4 protein-coding genes and 1 pseudogene are annotated in these 2,714 nt (G+C 69.3%); all 5 read left to right on the forward strand.

What is annotated here, in order from left to right; all coding sequences use genetic code 11:
- A pseudogene (locus tag BN11_RS25290) lies at nucleotides 1-90 on the forward strand (YggS family pyridoxal phosphate-dependent enzyme); the annotation flags it as partial.
- 77 nt (nucleotides 91-167) lie between these two features.
- Nucleotides 168-680 (forward strand): cell division protein SepF, encoded by a 513-nt coding sequence (locus BN11_RS15040; RefSeq protein ID WP_048699010.1) that lies wholly within the window; start codon nucleotides 168-170, stop codon nucleotides 678-680.
- A 92-nt stretch (nucleotides 681-772) separates the two neighbouring features.
- Nucleotides 773-1,048, forward strand: a complete 276-nt coding sequence (locus BN11_RS15045; RefSeq protein ID WP_048699011.1) for a YggT family protein — start codon at nucleotides 773-775, stop codon at nucleotides 1,046-1,048.
- Nucleotides 1,049-1,101: 53 nt separating this feature from the next.
- On the forward strand, nucleotides 1,102-2,334 hold the full coding sequence (locus tag BN11_RS25635) for a DivIVA domain-containing protein (RefSeq protein ID WP_048699014.1): 1,233 nt from the start codon (nucleotides 1,102-1,104) through the stop codon (nucleotides 2,332-2,334).
- Nucleotides 2,335-2,441: 107 nt separating this feature from the next.
- On the forward strand, nucleotides 2,442-2,714 hold a 273-nt coding region (locus BN11_RS23975; protein WP_201329274.1), incomplete at its 3' end, for a hypothetical protein.

Consider the following 2,714-nt stretch of genomic DNA (forward strand, 5'->3'; position numbering starts at 1 on the left):
AGCGCAGATCTCGAGGCGGCGGTGGCCGCGGGGGCGACACACCTGCGTGTCGGGACCGCAATCCTCGGTTCTCGGGCGTCACTTCGTTAACTTCAATGACGAAGAGTCTCCGGCGGGCGCCACCGCAAGCACGTCGGGAGGAAATAGAGAGTGAGGGATCGACGGGCATGGCCGGAGCGCTGAAGAAGACGATGGTCTACCTCGGGTTCGCCGAGGACGATCGATATGACGACTACTACGACGCCGAGGCTTACGACGACGAGCCCACCGAGGCTGCTCCGGCGCGTTCGGAGCGCCACGAGGTCCGGCAGGACGTGCGGCCGGAGCGCTCGGCCGAGGTGACGCCCATGCCGCGGCGGGCCACGTTGAGCCAGGTCGTCCGGGAGGAGCGCGCGTCCACCTTGAGCCGCATCACGACGATCCACCCGCGCACCTACAACGAGGCCAAGAACATCGGCGAGGCCTTCCGCGAGGGCGTGCCGGTGATCATGAATCTCTCCGACATGGGCGACGCCGACGCCAAGCGGTTGGTGGACTTCGCTGCCGGACTGGTCTTCGGCCTGCACGGGTCCATCGAACGCGTGACCGCCAAGGTGTTCCTGCTCTCACCGGAGCACGTCGAGGTGGCCACGGACGAGAGCGCCATCGAAGGCCCTCGCGAGCTGTTCAACCAGAGCTAGTCCGAGGCTGGCGCGGCGCGCGCGGAATCATTGGCCGCGCTCGGACGTCTAATGCCGTATGACGCTTCGCCCTACCGCTTCCGGAGCCTGACGTGAGCTTGGTCCGAGAGATCCTCTCCACCGCACTCTTCCTCTATTTCCTGCTCCTGATCGGCCGGCTCATCTTCGAGTGGATCCAGGTGTTCGCCCGCGACTGGCGCCCGCGCGGCCCGGTGCTGGTGGTCGCCGAGGGCATCTATACCGCCACCGATCCGCCGTTGAAAGCCCTGCGGCGGGTGCTGCCGACCCTGAGATTCGGCAATGTCGGGATCGACCTGTCGTTCCTCGTGCTCATGATCGGGATCTCCGTGCTGATGTCGATCCTCTAAGCTGACCGACTGATCTTCCGTTCGCTTCCCGATCGGCCATGTCAGGAGACCCGATGCCGCTCACACCCGACGACGTCCTCAACAAGACCTTCGCGACGACCCAGTTCCGTCGAGGGTATGACGAGCGCGAGGTCGACGACTTCCTGGACGAGATCGTGGCCACCCTGCGGCGCCAGGAGAAGGAACTACGAGAGTGCCGGGGCAGCGAGCCGGTCCAGGACGCAGCCAGTGCCGTGCCGGTCATGGACGCTTCCGACGGCCGGCTCGAGCGCGAGGTCGCACTCCGGGAAGAGGCCGAACGCGCGCTTGCCGACCTCCAGAAACGCATGCGCAAGGGTGACGAGGAGCGGATCGCTGCGGCAGCCGCCTCCGGCAGCCCCGAGGAGGCCGACCTGGCTCAGCGCATCCTCGACGCGAACAGCCAGGCCGACGCCGCCGAGCAGGACGCCCGGGCCCGGATCGAGGCTGCCAACGCGCGCGCCGACGAAGCCGAGCGGGCCGCCCAGGAGCGGATCGACCGCTACACCGCGGACGCCGACCAGGCCGAAGCCAACGCCCAGGAACGCATCGCCACCCTCTCCGCCCGGGCCGAGGAGGCGCAGGGCAGCGTGACCACGCCGAGCACCGGCGACGCGACCGGCCTGATCGCCCTGGCTCAGCGGGTCCACGACGAGCACGTCGCTGAGGGTGAGGCCACTCGGGCGCGCCTCATCGACGAAGGGCAGTCGCAGCACGACGAGTTGATCGCGACCGCTCAGTCGCAACACGACGAGCTCGTGTCCAGCGCGCAGGCGCGGCACGACGAGCTGCTTGCGACCGCGCAGTCGCAGCATGACGATCTCGTCTCGACGGCCCAGGCCCGGCACGACGAACTCCTCACCACCGGCCAGTCGCAGCACGACACCCTCATCGGTGACGCCACGACGGAGCGGGACTCGATCCTGACCGGTGCGCGCGAGGAGGCAGCGAGCCTGCTCGCGGCGGCGAACGCCGAGCGGGACCAGGTCATCGGCGACTTGGACGGCCAGCGCAGCAAGATCGAGGAACTGATCGCCTCGCTGCGAGGTCACGAGCAGAACTACCGGCTCGGGCTGCGCACCCACATCGAAACGGCGCTGGCCGACCTCGACGCCGCGCCGTCGGTGGAGGAGGCACTTGCGGCGCCGGGCGCGGAGAGTCTCGCAGCCCCCGAGGCGGACGGTCTCGACGCGTCCGAGGCGGACGGTCTCGACACCTCGGAGGTGGACTTCGAGGAGGAGAGCTCCAAGGACGCGGCCGCAAACTGATCCGTCGCGGCGGGCCGCCTGCGCCGTGCGGGGCGTATGCCCTATTCTCAGCCACCGAGCGTCGCGTCAGCGGCGATTCGGACATCGAGGCCGAAAGGGGCCTGCGCTTGACGCCACGACAGGGCACGACGACGGCCGCGGCGACCAGCGCGCCCCCGCGTGGCGGCAGGACGGCCGCGACCCCTCCGAACGGTAAGGCCGTCCCGTCCGGCAAGAAGGCCGCGGCGAAACAGTCGACCGCCACTACCGCGGCGAAGGCCGCCGCCACCAAGGCGCCTGCTTCCAAGGCTCCTGCTGCCAAGCGGGCGCCGGCGACCAAGGCCGCTGCCGCCAAGGCCGCTGCGGGGAAGGAGGCCGCGGCGACCAAGGCAACCGGAACA

Origin of the sequence: Nostocoides australiense Ben110 (assembly GCF_001050535.1) — a bacterium.
GTDB lineage: Bacteria > Actinomycetota > Actinomycetes > Actinomycetales > Dermatophilaceae > Nostocoides_A > Nostocoides_A australiense.

Excerpts from the sequence above, each read along its gene's own strand:
- BN11_RS25635 (WP_048699014.1), top strand. The coding sequence starts at position 1,102 with ATGCCGCTCACACCCGACGACGTCCTCAACAAGACCTTCGCGACGACC.
- BN11_RS15040 (WP_048699010.1), top strand. The coding sequence starts at position 168 with ATGGCCGGAGCGCTGAAGAAGACGATGGTCTACCTCGGGTTCGCCGAG.